Below are 13545 nucleotides of genomic sequence, written 5' to 3'. Positions count from 1 at the left end.
AAGCGGGTGTAGTATTTACAGAGCATAAATAGAACACCTGAAAATTTATTCAATATTTTCAATCTATTAAGTTTGGCATGTTGTATGCTGTTAATCATTTAGGTTTACCTAAATAAGGAGATAACATGTCAAATTTAAATAGCCAACTGAATGGTAAAAAGATTGCTATTCTTGCAACCAATGGTTTTGAGCAAAGCGAGCTATTGTCACCACGAAGCGCATTATTAGAAGCAGGTGCACTTGTCGAAGTTGTGTCACTTGATCGTGGCGATATCACCGCATGGGATGAAAACCAATGGGGTGAGCGAGTCAGTGTTGACCGTGTAGTCAGCGAAGCAGACTCTGCAGAGTATGACGCGTTACTGCTTCCTGGTGGCTTATTCAACCCAGATACGTTACGTCAAGATAGCGAAGCAAAAGCCTTTGTTGATGGTTTTTTCAGTGCCGGTAAAAACAAACCTATCGCCGCGATTTGCCACGGCCCATGGCTATTAGCCGAAATTAACAAACTAAGGGAGCGCAAAGTAACCTCATACCCAAGTATCAAAACGGATTTGATCAATGCAGGGGCTAATTGGGTTGATCAAGAGGTGTGTGTTGATAAGGGCATAGTTACAAGCCGAAGCCCAGCCGACTTAGAGGCCTTTAATCGAAAATTCATAGAAGAAATTAAAGAAGGCGAGCACCGCCATCATTAATCATAAATTGTTAAGTACAAAAAAGGGCCTTTATGGCCCTTTTTTAGTAATAAAAACAAACTTACTTTGTAGCTGCTTTCATACTAGCTACAAACTCTTTTAAACCAGTTAGCATTGCTGCTTGATCATCAAGGTTTGCCTCGATAATTTTAACAACCGCAGAGCCTGAAATCGCACCAGCGGCCCCTGACTCAAGTGCTGATTTAACATCTTCCGGTGTTGATACACCAAAGCCTAATAATGCCGGTGCAGCATGGTAATCTTTTAGTTTTTTAACTAATGAATCTGCTGGCATTTGTGCCTTGGTTTCTGTGCCTGTCACACCTGCGCGTGAAAGAAGGTATGTGTAACCGCGGCCATATGACGCACACTCTCGTAACGTGTCATCATCAGCATTCGGTGTAGCAATAAAAATTGGGTCAATACCATTTTTCATCGCTGTTTGGCGAAATAGCTTTGACTCATGTAGCGGCACGTCAGCCACTAAAATTGAATCGACACCGGCTTCTTTAGCATCTTGATAGAACTTCTCAATGCCACGTTTAAACACTAAGTTTGAATACAATAACAGGCCAATTGGAATATCGGCATTGTACTGGCGCACTTGTTTAATAATATCAAAGCAATCTTGGGTATTAATGTTTTCATCAAGAGCACGAATGTTGGCAGCTTGGATCACTGGGCCATCTGCAATCGGATCTGAAAATGGAATACCTAGCTCAAGGGCATCAGCGCCGCCATCAATTAAGCTTTTGATGATTTCTACGCTCAGTGCTTTATTAGGATCGCCAATCGTAACAAAGGGTACAAAAGCACCTTGGTTTGTTTCATTTAATGTGGCGAACAGTTGTCCGTAACGGTTAGTCTGGCTCATAGTGCGCCTCCTTCTGATAAAACACTGTGTACGTGAGCTAAATCTTTATCGCCTCGACCGCTTAGGTTAACCACTAAAATGGTGTCTTTGGTTTGTTGCTCGGCATATTTAAGGGCATATGCGAGAGCATGGCTTGATTCAAGCGCTGGAATAATCCCTTCGTTTTTAGCCAGTAGTTGGAATGCTTCAAGCGCTTCAGTATCGGTAATACCTACGTACTCTGCACGGCCAGTTTCATGTAAGTGCGCATGCTGTGGACCAACAGCTGGGTAATCAAGACCTGCTGATACAGAGTAAGACTCTTCAATTTGACCATCATCATCTTGCATAATATAGGTATAGGTACCGTGTAAAATGCCTTTTGTGCCTTTACATAAGGTTGCACCATGCTGGTGGGTATCTAAGCCTTTACCAGCAGGCTCTACACCAATTAATTTTACGCTTGGCTCATCAATAAAGTCTGTGAACATACCAATGGCGTTAGAGCCACCACCCACGCAAGCAAGCACAGCATCCGGTAAGCGGCCTTCAGCTTTCAGTACTTGTTGTTTTGCTTCTTCACCAATCATTTTTTGGAACTCTCGCACCATGGTTGGGAATGGGTGAGGGCCTGCTGCAGTGCCTAGTAGATAGTGAGCATCTTTGTAATTTGCTGACCAGTCACGCAGGGCTTCGTTTACGGCATCTTTTAAGGTGCCAGAGCCCGCTGTGACAGGAATAACCTCTGCGCCCATTAATTTCATACGAAATACATTTGGTTGTTGACGTTCAACGTCTTTTGCACCCATGTAAATACGGCACTTTAAGCCAAGTAAGGCACAGGCTAGGGCTGTTGCAACACCGTGTTGGCCGGCACCTGTTTCTGCAATCACTTCTTTTTTACCCATGCGTTTGGTAAGGAGTGCTTGACCAAGTACTTGATTGGTTTTGTGTGCACCGCCGTGCAGTAAATCTTCACGCTTTAAATACAGTTTTACCTTAGGGTTTTTAACTAAGTTACGTGTCAGTGTTAATGGCGTAGGGCGGCCTGCGTATTCATTTAATAGTTTTTCAAACTCAGCCTGAAAAGCTGGATCGTTTTGCGATTTATTAAACTCTGCTTCTAGTTGCTTGAGTGCTGGCACAAGCAGCTGTGGTACAAACATACCACCGAATTCACCGAAATAAGCTGGATTTTGCATTCTAACCTCAATAATTTCTGATATGCGAAAACGCATTTTGTAATTTTGTTTGGCACTTTTTACCCGCTGACGCTTCAACGCCAGAATTTAGGTCAAGACCATTAGCACCGCGATAAAGCGCTGCGTGAATATTTTCTGGGTTTAAACCCCCGGCTAACATAAACGGCACGGTTGCCGTCTCAAGCACAGACCAATCAAATGCTTCGCCTGTGCCGCCTTTTTGGCTTTTGCTGTAAGTGTCGTACAAATGGCGGTCAACCCCTTCAAGCGGTTTGGGTAATTCGCCTTTAACGGCTTGGGCTTTCCAAATTTCACAGCCAAGCGGTAATTGCTTTCTGAGACTTTGAATATACTCGCTATTCTCGTCACCATGTAATTGCACTGCAGCTAATTTTAAGCTTTGTGCATAATCGACCACTTGTTCTAGAGGTGCATTGACAAACACACCCACATACGCGAGCGGGGCACTTTGCGTAACTTGCTTGGCACAGTCGATATCGACATAACGCGGTGACTTAGGATAAAAAATTAAGCCACCATACACAGCACCACTGGCGTAGGCTGCTATCGCATCTTGTGAACGGGTTAAACCGCACACTTTGTTCTCACCTAAAATGACTTTACGGCATGCGGCTTCTAAGTCGCGCTCAGCCATTAATGAGCTGCCAATTAAAAAGCCATCGCACAATGGTGCAAGGCGTTTTACATCTTTATGGGTATAAATGCCTGACTCTGAAATTACCACTTTGTCATTTGGGATAAGCTGACGTAAACGCTCAGTTGTTGCAAGATCAGTACTTAAATCACGAAGGTCGCGGTTATTAATACCAATTAGGCTGGCATTAAGTGCAAGAGCACGGCTTACTTCTTGCTCATTACTGACTTCAGTGAGTACTGACATGTTTAAAGAGTCAGCCACCTTGTGAAGCGCTAAATATTGCTCGTCATCAAGGACAGAGAGCATTAATAAAATGGCATCACCACCAGATAAGCGTGCTAAATATACTTGGTACTCATCAATAAAGAAGTCTTTACAAATAAGCGGCTGTTCAACTTGGCTGCGCACATACTCAAGGTACTGATAGCTACCTTGGAAATATTTTTCATCCGTTAGTACGCTCATACAGGTTGCGTACTTTTTATAAACCGATGTAATTTCGTCTAAATTAAATGGTTCGCGAATAAGTCCTTTTGACGGTGAGGCCTTTTTACATTCTAAAATAAACTGTGTACCGGTTGCTGCTAATGCGCCTTCAAAGTCTCGCTTGGTTGGCACAACCTCGCTAATGAATGACTCAAGCGGGCGCTGTGCTTTTCTTTGTTCTAATTCAATACGTTTGTCGGCAACAATTTTGTCTAACACGTTAGCCATGACTTACCTCAATAATTGCGTTCAATGTGTCCATCGCTTTGCCTGATGCTAATAAATTGCTTACTTGATCTGCGGCTGCTTTTAAATCACCTGCTTTATCGGTTAAATAAAGAAGAGCGGCAACGTTGGCTATAATGGCTGCGTTATGCGCCATTTCACCTTGACCTTGTAAAATCGCTAAGCTTGCTTTTGCGTTATATTCTGGGCCTTGGCCTGCTAGTTGTTCAAGTGAATAGTTTGCAAGACCAAAATCGCTCGCTGTTAGCGTGTATTCACTCAGTTCACCGTTATTAAGTTCAACCACTTTGGTTGTTCCGTGTAAGGCAATTTCATCAGTGCCTGCACCGTGAACCACCATAGCGCGTTTTGTGCCAAGGGTTTTTAGGGTTTCGGCCATTGGTAAACACAGCGAAGGGTCATAAACACCAAGCAATTGCACCTCAGGGGCAGCAGGGTTGGCCAGTGGCCCTAAAATATTAAAAATTGTGCGGCTTTTAAGGGCCGTACGCACGCCCATCGCATGGCGTACACCACTGTGATAATGCGGTGCAAATAAGAATGTAAAGCCGGTTTTGTCTAAACAATGGGCAGCTTGCTCAGGGCTCATATCGATATTGATACCCAAGGCTTTGAGTAAATCTGCAGAGCCCGAGTTACTCGACACACTGCGATTACCATGTTTGACCATGTTGATGCCCGCAGCGGCAGCAACAATAGCAGCCGTGGTACTAATATTAATTGTGTTTGAGCCATCGCCACCGGTACCACAGCTATCAGCAAGTAAGGTTTTGCTGGTTTGAAATGGCACTGCATTGGCGCGCATTGATGCCGCAGCACCGGCAATTTCATCACTTGTTTCGCCTTTTAGTTTTAGGGCGATAAGTGCAGCCGTTAATTCAATATCATTAAGCTGGCCATTCATGATGGCGCCAAACAATTGAGTTGCTTGCGAAAATGATAAATCTTGCTTTGCTAATAATTGGTTTAACTGGGTTTGAGTTGTTGCTTCCATGTTATTCCTCTACTGCACGCGTGCGGTTAAAAATTCAATGCTTTGTTGTAATAGCAATGCGCCATTTGGCGTTAAAATTGACTCAGGATGAAACTGATAGCCAAGGGCATTATCTTGTTGATGGTAAATTGCCATCGGAATATTTTCATAACAAGCAATTACTTCAACGTCATCAGGGACTTTGGTTGCCATTAATGAATGATAACGAGCAACCGGCATTTTATCGCCCATACCCGCGAATACTGGGTGCTCAGTCAACGAAATAATTGATGACTTGCCATGCACAGTTTCGCCTGCATGACCAATAACCCCACCGTAGCTTTGTGTTAGTGCTTGCTGGCCTAAACAGATGCCGAGCATAGGGAAGCGGCCTTTACACAGTTCAATGAGCTCCATTAAACAACCCGCATCAGATGGCGCGCCAGGGCCAGGTGATAGCACTAATAATACAGGCACTGTCTCTTGGCACATTTTGTCGAAGATGTTTTGTGCACTGATATTATTACGGTATACCACTAACTGGCATCCTAACATAGAAAGTTCATCGACTAAGTTATAACTAAATGAATCAAAGTTATCTAAAAAGTAGATTTTATAGGCTGATGTTGTCGTCATTATTGTGCCTCGTAAGTCGATTGAATCGCAGTGATCACAGCTTGTGCTTTAGCGCGGGTTTCATTGGCTTCTGATTGTGGATCTGAATCAAACACCACACCTGCACCTGCTTGCACATAGGCTGTGCCGTTTTTAACAAAGGCAGAGCGAATAACAATACAGCTATCCATGGCGCCATCGCCCGTTAAATAACCCACAGCACCACCATAGCTGCCGCGGCGTTTTTGTTCGGTTTTACGAACTAACTCAGCAGCGCGTACTTTAGGTGCACCCACTAAGGTGCCCATGTTCATACAAGCTTGGTAAGCATGTAGCGCATCGAGTTCAGGTTTTAAAGTACCCACCACGCGTGAAACTAAATGCATCACTTGTGAGTAGCGGTCTACTTTTAATAATTCTTTTGCGTGACGTGTGCCTGGTACGCTAATACGGGCTACATCATTTCTTGCTAAATCAACTAACATCAGGTGCTCGGCACGTTCTTTTTGGTCGTTGCGAAGCTCAAGCTCAATGCGGCTGTCTAGGTCTGGATTAATTTGCCCATTAGCAAACTTGCCACGAGGGCGAGTGCCGGCAATAGGGTATACCTCAACTTGTTTACTCTCTGCGCAATATTTGAGGGCTGACTCGGGTGATGCGCCGAATAACACGAACTCTTCATCGCGCATGTAAAACATATATGGGCTTGGGTTTTGTAGTTTTAATTGGCTGTAAGCATGAAGTGAGTCAGGGCAGGCGAGAGAAAAAGTACGTGATGGCACAACTTGGAAAATATCGCCATCAACGATGTTGTTTTTTAACTTGATGACATGTTCGCAGTATTGCTCGTCGCTAACATCAACAGAAATTGGGTTTGAGCCTGCTTGCTTTTGCCCTTGGTAGCTTTGTGCATTGTCACATACGGCATTTAAACGCTCTAACTGTTGACCAACCTCAAAGCAATTAGCATGAACTTCAGGGCCGTTAAATACATTGCCAATTAGCTCGGTTGTTTTTGCTTGATGGTCGATGACAACTAACGTTTCGGCGAGGTAGAAAACATAATCAGGGCAGCTGTTTTCGCCGTCAGGCACATCAGAAAGGGTTTCGAAATTAGCAACCATGTCGTAGGCAAACACACCGCCTAAGAACACAGAGAATGGGTTGTCTGTGGTGCTTTTAATACTGTTAATGCAGCTACGTAGCGCACTAAATGCATTATCTGCTACTAATTTACTGGCTTCATCAATATCGCTTGCGACCTCGTTGTAGGTTAACGTTAATGTATCTTCTACAAGCTCTGCAGAGCAGTTTTGCACATGAGTTTGTAAATAAGGCAGTAATTGCTTGCCATTATTTGACTGTGCAGTGAGTGTGACCTGTTTGCCTTGGCAAACAATACGTAGCGCTGAGTCAACCAAAATTAGACTTTTTACACTGTCTTTAGAATCAATTTCAGCAGACTCTAACAGCAGTGAATTAGGCTTATCGAGTAAACTGTATAACGCAAGTGGGCTACTGATGTAGTCGCGCACTTGAGTGATACTGGTTACTTCACCCGGTGTCGTTGTTATATGACTAAAAATCAAACCTCATTCTCCCTCATTCCCAAAAACTCTTTAAAAAACAAAACCCCGCGAAGCGATGCTTGGCGGGGTTCGTATAAAGATGCCTATAAATTAGATAGACCCTTACCGTCCCGCTAAGCCAGGCGCCACCACCAATGATGTGTAAGAGTTGCTATGTAATTCATTATAAAACCTTAAAATTTAGATATAAAAAAACCCGCTACTTGAGCGGGTTTTGAAATCGTTAGACACGACAATTCGTCACCCGCTAGTTACGAGTGCCACCACCAAATTGTGATTTGAATTGTTTTGTTCATTGTTATTGCTTATTTAACGTGTCTGAAAGTGCATACAGTAAAGCGTACCTAAGCGGATACTGTCAAGTATTAATTTACATATTAGTACGAGTTCGGCATTTACCCATCGCAATTGCCGATTTATGAGGGTAAAACACACAGTTATATAAGATAATCACGCCCTCGCAGTAAATTTTTGTTATACTCACATCATTGATTCAAGAACTTACGTAAAGCAGTCTTTCCCTTTGATAAAATACGATTTACATAGCCACACCACATACTCAGATGGTCAGCTATCAGTCGAGCAATTGTTACACCGCGCGGTTGAGAAAAACATAGATGTGTTTGCAATTACCGATCACGACACGTTAAGTGCGATAAAACCTGCTCGCCAAGTCATTACAAATGATAATTTACCGCTTAAATTAATTGCTGGCGTTGAAGTATCAACAAAATGGGAAAGCTTTGAAATTCATATTGTTGGCTTAAATGTTGATGACGAAAATGACGCACTGTTGTCATTATTACAAGCACAACAAGCCAAGCGTGAAGAGCGCGCTTTAGAGATCGGTCGTCGCCTTGCGAAAAATGGTTTTGAAGGCATTTATGACCAAGCAAAAACATTTGCTGAAAACGCCCAGATCACACGGGCGCATTTTGCCCGTGCACTGATTGAACGTGGTGTAGCTAAAAACTTTCCTGGGGTATTTAAAAAGTACTTAGGGCGAGGAAAAACAGGTTATGTACCAAGTAGTTGGTGCGATATGCAAACTGCAATTGCTGCCATTCATCAAGCCGGTGGGGTTGCCGTTCTAGCACACCCTGGGCGTTATCAAATGTCGAATAAGTGGCTACGGAAATTAATTATTGAATTTAAAGATGCCGGTGGCGATGCGATGGAAGTTGCACAACCACAGCAAGCACCCAGTGAGCGCCAGTTTTTAGGTGAACTTTGCCGTGAATATGGTTTACTTGCGTCGCAAGGGTCAGATTTTCATTTTCCGACAAGTTGGTTGGAGTTAGGTAAAAATTTATACTTACCAAAAGATTGCCAAGGGGTTTGGCATGCATGGGAAGGGCAATAGGAGCGTGTAATGAGTCAGTTTTTTCATATTCATCCAGATAATCCGCAACCACGCTTAATCAGCCAAGCGGTTGATATTATTAAGCAAGGCGGTGTTATTGTATACCCAACCGATTCGGGTTACGCACTTGGCTGTAGCATTGGTAATAAGCAAGCAAAAGAGCGTATCGAACGTATTCGTGGCATTGAAAAACACCATAACTTTACTTTGGTCTGCCGCGACTTATCTGAGCTATCTACCTATGCTCGCGTTGATAATCAGTTATTCAGATTGATTAAAAATAACACCCCTGGGCCTTATACGTTCATCTTTAAAGGCACTAAAGAAGTACCAAAGCGTTTATTAAACGAAAAGAAAAAAACCATTGGTATTCGTGTTATCGAACACCCAATCACCTGTGCTTTATTGGCTGAATTAGGTGAACCGTTAATGTCGTGCTCTTTAATTTTACCGGGTGAGCAATATACCGAGGCAGATCCTGATGAAATTCGCGATCGCATTGAAAAGCAAGTTGATTTAATTATTCATGGTGGTTATCTTCCTGAACAGGCAACCACAGTAATTGACTTGTCAGATGATAGCATCGAAATCTTACGTGTGGGTTGTGGTGATACTAAACCATTTGAGTAGAGACTTCATTGACTAGCCCAGAGCTTGACGCGCCAGATAATTTACAAGAGCCAGTACAGCAAAAGCTGCCACTGGCTTTTTTGCATGGCAAAGCAGTGGTTGATAAACCTGAAGATTTATATATTCCACCCGATGCGCTAGAGATCATTTTAGAAACTTTTGAAGGTCCTCTCGATTTACTTCTGTATTTAATCAAAAAACATAAACTCGATGTACTAGAGCTCTCTATTTTTAGTATTACAGAGCAATACGTGAGTTATGTTGAAATGATGAGCGAGTTTCAGCTTGAGCTGGCAGGTGAATACCTTGTGATGGCGGCGCTATTAGCACAAATTAAATCACGATTATTATTACCAAAACATGAAGAGCTTGAAGAGGAAGAAGACCCACGAGCTGAGCTTGTAAGACGTTTACAAGAATACGAACAATTTAAAAAAGCCGCAGAAAATCTTGATGAAATCCCTCGCGAAGGCCGCGATATCTTTGTTGCCGAAGCACTGGTGCCAGAATTCAGTGAGCGTGAGGTACTGTTACCTGACGTTGACATGAAAGACTTGTTAGTTGCGCTAAGCGACGTTATGGCCCGAGCTAAAACATTTGAACACCATCATATTACCGCAGAAGCCTTATCGACCCGTGAACGGATGAGCTTAATCTTAGATAAACTCTCAGAGGCTCAATCACAGCTGCCTTTTAGCACTCTTTTTACGGTAGAAGAGGGCAGAAGTGGCGTTGTAGTAAGCTTTATCGCCATGTTAGAGCTGGTGAAAGAAAACCTGATCAGCTGCTTTCAGGTAGATGCCAATAGCCAGATTTATGTTGGTTTGGTGGAAGAAAGCGAATAACTAGAAGTTAATGGTTTTAAGCAGTAAGTTTTAAGTTAGCTGTCAGAGTAGACTGAAAAATATAAGGAAAGCAGATGCAAAGTAAACATTTTACAATCAAAACCATGACCAAGAAGGAAGTCGAACTCATGATTGATTGGGCTGCAGCAGAAGGCTGGAATCCGAGCCTTAATGATGCAGAGTGTTATTTTGCTGCTGATCCTGAAGGATTTCTAGTTGGTTTTCTAGACGATGAACCTATTGCTACAATTTCTGCCATTAATTATCACGATGCATTTGGCTTTATCGGCTTTTACATTGTTAAACCTGATTACCGAGGCAAAGGCTACGGAATGCAAATTTGGAATGCCGCGTTAAAGCGCCTTGAAGGGTTGAATATTGGCCTTGATGGTGTGGTGGAGCAGCAAGAGAACTATAAAAAGTCTGGTTTTAATCTGGCTTATCGCAATATCCGTTTTGCAGGAGTAGGCGGTGGTAATTCACCGCAAAATGCAGACATTGTTGATCTTAAGACTGTGCCATTCGAAATTATTGACGCATACGAACAGGCTTTTTTCCCAGTAAATAGAGCAAACTTTACTAAAGCCTGGTTAAGCCAACCCCAATGCGATGCGTTTAGCGTAATGCAAAATGGGGAATTGGCAGGATACGGCGTTATTCGCAAATGCCAGAACGGCTTTAAAATTGGCCCTCTATTTGCCGACTCACCAGAATTGGCTGAATCTTTGTTCCTTGCTTTAAAATCTAAAGCGAGTGCATCCGACGCTATTTTCCTTGATACGCCCGAAATCAATCAAGCTGCTGTTGCTTTGGCACAGAAATACAACATGCAGGTGTCATTTGAAACCGCCAGAATGTACACGGGTGAATGTCCGAACTTGCCATTAAACCGTATTTTTGGCGTCACTTCTTTTGAAATCGGCTGAGTTTATTGGGTTGAGTGATTAAACGGTTGTGCGTAAAACTCAAAATTTATCACGTTAAGAATTAGATGCTTTTATCAACGAGTATTCATAATATTGCTAGCACCTAGCACCTAGCACCTAGCACCTAGCACCTAGCACCTAGCACCTAGCACCTAGCACCTTCTGTCTTTTTCCTTTCCACTTTCCCCTTACTACTTTCACCTTTCTCCTTTGCCTGGGTGTGCATATACGCACAGAAGCTGTTCGTTTTACGCTATTTTCATTATATAAATCCTAAGCTAAGCTGTATCTAGTTTCACGATTCTCATGGGAAATGAGTATGTTAAAGAATTCAAAGTCAAGTTATGGCTGGGTGGCCATCTTAGTGCACTGGTTAATGGCACTTGGGGTGTTTGGTTTGTTTGGCTTAGGCGTATATATGGTTGAGCTAACCTATTACGACGCTTGGTACAAAGGTTCTTTGGACTTGCATAAAAGCGTTGGTATTACCTTAGCGGCATTATTGCTGTTTCGATTTGGTTGGCGCTTGTTAGGCACCCAACCTGAGCCTGTTGCAGGCAGTTCAAAAGCAATGAATCTAGTTGCTCACTCAGTTCATAAACTAATTTATTTAGCTTTAATCGTCATTGTGACATCTGGCTATTTAATTTCTACGGCTGATGGCCGTGCAATTGAAGTATTTAATTTATTTGCTGTGCCGGCATTACCAGAGTCGGTCGCGAACCAAGAAGATATTGCAGGTAAAATTCACTTTTATGCCGCGTATGGGCTAATAGCTGTGGTTGTTTTACATGCTTTAGGGGCACTAAAACATCATTTTATCGATAAAGATAAAACCTTAATTAGAATGATCAAACCATTGAAGGATGATTAATATGAAAAAATTACTATTAGGCACAGCACTAAGTGCTGCACTTTTCTCAACAGCTAACGCAAATGCAGCTGACTATGTTATTGATACAGATGGTGCGCACGCATTTGTCACTTTTAAAATTAAGCATTTAGGTTACAGCTGGTTACATGGTCGTTTTAATACTTTTTCAGGTGATTTTAGTTATGACGATAAAGCGCCTAATGCATCTAAAATCAATGTAACGATAGATACTAAAAGCATCGACTCAAACCATGCTGAGCGTGACAAGCACTTACGCGGAAAAGACTTCTTAAATGTTGATAAATACCCAACGGCAACATTCAAAAGCACCTCAATCAAGTTTGATGAAGACGGTGATGAAGCAGATGTAACAGGTGAATTCACCTTAAATGGTGTGACTAAAACCATTACTTTTGAAATTGATAAAATTGGTGAAGGTAAAGATCCATGGGGTGGATACCGTGTTGGTTTTGAAGGTGAAACAAGCCTTAAACTAGCTGACTATGGTATCGACTACAATCTAGGCCCTGCTTCTACGCATGTTGATATCGGTTTATTCATTGAAGGTGTGCGTAAGTAAGCACCATTAATACGACTGCCAATTCGCATAACTATGTGGATTAGGAAATTAAAAGTGCCGCTCAATGAGCGGCACTTTCGTTTCTATCTTTTAACCTTTTTTCTAAAATGGGCTGTAAATTATCAGGTAGCCAGCGAACTAAAACATCATGAAAAGCGTTTGTGTGAGCTATTTTTTCAAGGGTTTCATCTAGTAGTTTTACCGTTTCTTTGCCTTGTTTGTTATTTGTACAACCTATATAACCAACGCTTAATGCCGGTGCTTCGGTGAGTGTCAGTTGGGTCAATTCATCTTTAAAGCCCATTGAGTGCGCCAAATAGTAATGTTCGCTAGGGTAGCCAAGTAATATATCAATGCGCTTCTTATGCAGCATATAAGTTAAGCTTGCGAGTGTATCTCTGCCGGGGCGTGAGATAATATTAGCGTCATGGCTTTCGTTAATCACGCTATCTATATCGGCGCCAAACGAGCGGCTCATTGATACCCCTAATGCCAAGTGTTTTTCGTTTAATAACGACTTTAAAGACACGGGTTTTGTCACGTCTAACTTAAGTTTTGTGGCTAACTCTTTACGTATGGCAATGGAGGGTGATAAACCCACTGTTGAAGTGTGCTCTGTAAACTGAATATGCTGCTTACGGTGCTCGCTTTGATATAACGACAGCATACAGTAATTGTTGTGTGGGTTTGATAGTTCATGCACGGCGCGACTGGCTGGCAATAGGGTGCGTTTAAATGAAACCTCTGGCAGAAATTGCTCTAGTAATTTGATCACACTTTCGTCACGACCAGTTCCTTCATATTTGTCATTCATGATGTAGTAGGGAGCAAAATCAACCATGATCCATTCGATTGACTTCGGTTGCTTGGTTGCAGCAACTGGCAGGCAGAAAAGTAATAGTAAAATAGAGCACGTAAAACGCATTTTTACTACCTATTTGTGGGCTTAAAATATAAGTGTAGCAGGAATTTAGCTATATGCAGGCTGGTGATGAAAAACTAAAACG

Annotated in this window: 14 protein-coding genes; 7 read left to right on the top strand and 7 right to left on the bottom strand. The window is 42.4% G+C overall.

Annotation, left to right across the window (positions count from 1 at the left end; genetic code table 11):
- Positions 1-125 precede the first annotated feature (125 nt).
- Positions 126-698, top strand: coding sequence for a type 1 glutamine amidotransferase domain-containing protein (locus NO991_RS07775; RefSeq protein ID WP_300543259.1), 573 nt, complete (start codon positions 126-128; stop codon positions 696-698).
- A 61-nt stretch (positions 699-759) separates the two neighbouring features.
- Here the strand turns inward: NO991_RS07775 and trpA are convergent, their stop codons facing one another.
- Genes trpA through NO991_RS07745 form a run of 6 tightly spaced genes read right to left on the bottom strand, consistent with a single transcriptional unit; the run spans position 760 to position 7320 of the window.
- Complete coding sequence (gene trpA, locus NO991_RS07770; RefSeq protein WP_055021153.1) at positions 760-1572, bottom strand: tryptophan synthase subunit alpha; 813 nt, start codon at positions 1570-1572, stop codon at positions 760-762.
- Positions 1569-2753 (bottom strand): tryptophan synthase subunit beta, encoded by a 1185-nt coding sequence (gene trpB, locus NO991_RS07765; protein WP_194442425.1) that lies wholly within the window; start codon positions 2751-2753, stop codon positions 1569-1571. Before trpB ends, trpA begins: the two co-directional genes overlap by 4 nt.
- 7 nt (positions 2754-2760) lie before the next feature.
- On the bottom strand, positions 2761-4125 hold the full coding sequence (trpCF, locus tag NO991_RS07760; protein WP_138602344.1) for a bifunctional indole-3-glycerol-phosphate synthase TrpC/phosphoribosylanthranilate isomerase TrpF: 1365 nt from the start codon (positions 4123-4125) through the stop codon (positions 2761-2763).
- The gene (gene trpD / locus NO991_RS07755; RefSeq protein WP_300358573.1) at positions 4118-5137 is read right to left on the bottom strand and encodes an anthranilate phosphoribosyltransferase; all 1020 of its coding nucleotides are present in this window, start codon (positions 5135-5137) and stop codon (positions 4118-4120) included. The genes trpCF and trpD overlap by 8 nt, the downstream gene beginning before the upstream one ends.
- A 9-nt stretch (positions 5138-5146) precedes the next feature.
- Positions 5147-5752: an aminodeoxychorismate/anthranilate synthase component II gene (locus NO991_RS07750; protein ID WP_300358576.1), complete on the bottom strand. Its 606-nt coding sequence runs from the start codon at positions 5750-5752 to the stop codon at positions 5147-5149.
- Complete coding sequence (locus tag NO991_RS07745) at positions 5752-7320, bottom strand: anthranilate synthase component 1 (protein WP_300358579.1); 1569 nt, start codon at positions 7318-7320, stop codon at positions 5752-5754. Before NO991_RS07745 ends, NO991_RS07750 begins: the two co-directional genes overlap by 1 nt.
- A gap of 523 nt (positions 7321-7843) precedes the next feature.
- On the opposite strand from NO991_RS07745, the gene NO991_RS07740 reads away from it, so the two are divergent.
- The 6 genes from NO991_RS07740 to NO991_RS07715 all read left to right on the top strand — a co-directional run bounded on the left by NO991_RS07740 (position 7844) and on the right by NO991_RS07715 (position 12538).
- Positions 7844-8683, top strand: a complete 840-nt coding sequence (locus NO991_RS07740) for a PHP domain-containing protein (protein WP_300358582.1) — start codon at positions 7844-7846, stop codon at positions 8681-8683.
- A 9-nt stretch (positions 8684-8692) separates the two neighbouring features.
- The gene (locus tag NO991_RS07735; protein WP_063704570.1) at positions 8693-9313 is read left to right on the top strand and encodes an L-threonylcarbamoyladenylate synthase; all 621 of its coding nucleotides are present in this window, start codon (positions 8693-8695) and stop codon (positions 9311-9313) included.
- Between the two features lie 8 nt (positions 9314-9321).
- The gene (locus NO991_RS07730; protein ID WP_054552922.1) at positions 9322-10158 is read left to right on the top strand and encodes a ScpA family protein; all 837 of its coding nucleotides are present in this window, start codon (positions 9322-9324) and stop codon (positions 10156-10158) included.
- A gap of 74 nt (positions 10159-10232) precedes the next feature.
- Positions 10233-11084: a GNAT family N-acetyltransferase gene (locus tag NO991_RS07725; RefSeq protein WP_300363045.1), complete on the top strand. Its 852-nt coding sequence runs from the start codon at positions 10233-10235 to the stop codon at positions 11082-11084.
- A gap of 319 nt (positions 11085-11403) precedes the next feature.
- Positions 11404-11958 carry a cytochrome b gene (locus NO991_RS07720; RefSeq protein WP_300363042.1) on the top strand — a complete coding sequence of 185 codons (555 nt, stop codon included), beginning with the start codon at positions 11404-11406 and terminating at the stop codon, positions 11956-11958.
- Position 11959: 1 nt separating this feature from the next.
- Positions 11960-12538, top strand: coding sequence for a YceI family protein (locus NO991_RS07715; protein ID WP_054552925.1), 579 nt, complete (start codon positions 11960-11962; stop codon positions 12536-12538).
- A gap of 61 nt (positions 12539-12599) precedes the next feature.
- On the opposite strand, the gene NO991_RS07710 is transcribed toward NO991_RS07715, so the two are convergent.
- Entirely contained in the window at positions 12600-13463 is an 864-nt protein-coding gene (locus NO991_RS07710) for a TIGR02285 family protein (RefSeq protein ID WP_054552926.1), read from the bottom strand.
- Between the last annotated feature and the right edge of the window lie 82 nt (positions 13464-13545).

Source organism: Pseudoalteromonas sp. DY56-GL22, assembly GCF_041414715.1.
Classification (GTDB): domain Bacteria; phylum Pseudomonadota; class Gammaproteobacteria; order Enterobacterales; family Alteromonadaceae; genus Pseudoalteromonas; species Pseudoalteromonas simplex.
This window is presented reverse-complemented; position numbering and strand designations above follow the sequence as displayed.

Coding starts and splice junctions, on each gene's coding strand:
- NO991_RS07750 (WP_300358576.1), bottom strand. CDS start 5,752: ATGACGACAACATCAGCCTATAAAATCTACTTTTTAGATAACTTTGAT.
- NO991_RS07715 (WP_054552925.1), top strand. CDS start 11,960: ATGAAAAAATTACTATTAGGCACAGCACTAAGTGCTGCACTTTTCTCA.
- NO991_RS07725 (WP_300363045.1), top strand. CDS start 10,233: ATGCAAAGTAAACATTTTACAATCAAAACCATGACCAAGAAGGAAGTC.
- trpD (WP_300358573.1), bottom strand. CDS start 5,137: ATGGAAGCAACAACTCAAACCCAGTTAAACCAATTATTAGCAAAGCAA.
- NO991_RS07735 (WP_063704570.1), top strand. CDS start 8,693: ATGAGTCAGTTTTTTCATATTCATCCAGATAATCCGCAACCACGCTTA.
- trpA (WP_055021153.1), bottom strand. CDS start 1,572: ATGAGCCAGACTAACCGTTACGGACAACTGTTCGCCACATTAAATGAA.
- trpB (WP_194442425.1), bottom strand. CDS start 2,753: ATGCAAAATCCAGCTTATTTCGGTGAATTCGGTGGTATGTTTGTACCA.
- NO991_RS07720 (WP_300363042.1), top strand. CDS start 11,404: ATGTTAAAGAATTCAAAGTCAAGTTATGGCTGGGTGGCCATCTTAGTG.
- NO991_RS07710 (WP_054552926.1), bottom strand. CDS start 13,463: ATGCGTTTTACGTGCTCTATTTTACTATTACTTTTCTGCCTGCCAGTT.
- trpCF (WP_138602344.1), bottom strand. CDS start 4,125: ATGGCTAACGTGTTAGACAAAATTGTTGCCGACAAACGTATTGAATTA.
- NO991_RS07775 (WP_300543259.1), top strand. CDS start 126: ATGTCAAATTTAAATAGCCAACTGAATGGTAAAAAGATTGCTATTCTT.